The sequence below is a fragment of the Candidatus Bathyarchaeota archaeon genome, from assembly GCA_030739585.1.
In the GTDB taxonomy this organism is placed as follows: domain Archaea; phylum Thermoproteota; class Bathyarchaeia; order TCS64; family TCS64.
Genome location: JASLYX010000024.1, coordinates 1 through 1320, shown reverse-complemented (window position 1 = coordinate 1320; position 1320 = coordinate 1). Strand labels below are relative to the sequence as shown.

The 1320-nt window shown below is 45.0% G+C and carries 1 protein-coding gene; it reads left to right on the top strand.

The genetic code is table 11. From position 1 onward, the window contains the following. Positions 1-1181: tyrosine-type recombinase/integrase (locus tag QGG23_08400; protein ID MDP6049435.1), on the top strand; the 1181-nt coding region annotated here is incomplete at its 5' end. Positions 1182-1320: the final 139 nt, after the last annotated feature.

Sequence of the window (1320 nt, the reverse complement as noted above, 5' to 3'; positions counted from 1 at the left end):
GGGAAGACGATCTTGAGACACTCGCCCAGTCCACTCAGAGGGAATACCGAAGAAATCTAAATCAGTTTCTAGAGTTTCTCGGGATCGACCACGAAGGGCTTTATTTGATGCATATTGAAGTCCTCAAATCCAATGACCCCCGAGACAGGGGTCAAGTAAAGAGACTACTCGTGAAATACCAGAGAAAGATGAGGGATGAAGGATATTCTTCCAGCTCAATTGATATGGTGAAGAAAGCGGTCAAGCGGTTCTTCGAGGCTAATGAAATCGACTTCAGCGCCAAGAAGAATGGAATCAAACTTAGAGTAAATCCGATAGGGAAGGCGACCAGAAGCCATGTTAAAGTTATGTTGGAATTATCGAGAGAGCTTAGAGATAAAGTCCTAATTCACGTCCTAAAGGATTCAGGTCTGCGCATTGGTGACGCCTTACGGTTGAAGGTGAAAGACCTTACCGAGAATAGGGATAGGGATGACTTCCTCTGTGTTAACATTTTGCAGGAGAAGACAGAGAATAAAGCCCAACCCTGTTTTGGTTTCGAGACGACGCAAGCTGTTGACCGATGGCTGAATTATCGAGAGCGTGAAATTTTGCCTTTCAAGTCTAATGATTATCTCTTCATATCGACTGACACACGTCACCCGAGTTATGGGAAACCTCTGAACAAAAATGCTGGAATCGCAATCTTTCAGAGACTAAGAAGTCGAGGGAAAGCGCAGAGACCCAATCTTGATTGGACCAAGATTAGCGCACACAGTCTCAGAAAGTACAACACAAGTCGACTCGAAAACAGCGATATGAAAAGCATAAAAATTGCAAGGATGCAGGGAAGGAGGATTAAGGATTCTCGGGAGCATTATGCCACCTTCTCCAATAAAGAGATACTCAAAGCCTACAAGAAACACTATAAAGCAATAGCCATCACTCAGCCAGAGTTCGAAGACCTAGAGGAGCGGTTAGAAAAAACAGAATCTCTCTTGAGCCACTACGCTGAAAGATCTAGTCAAAAAGAAAGGCGTGCGAAGTGGGAGGACAGAATCGAAATCCCCGCTAAGGGAACACCGACAGGGATCGTTTCTGATGTTGTCTACGACGTAGATGGGATCGCTGAGAATATGCCCAAGGCTGACATGATCAAGTTGATAATGGCATTTCAGAAGCGGTTAGAGGCTGAGGAGTAGCTCCCCCCCTTTTTCTTCAATCTGTTGAACATTAATAAACCGTTAGTCTATCCCCTGCGCAGTCGATTGACGGGTCTTTTATGCTCTAGTATCGTGATTTATCTGAGTTGAAGCTTTCCCCGACGTATAACCTCGCCGC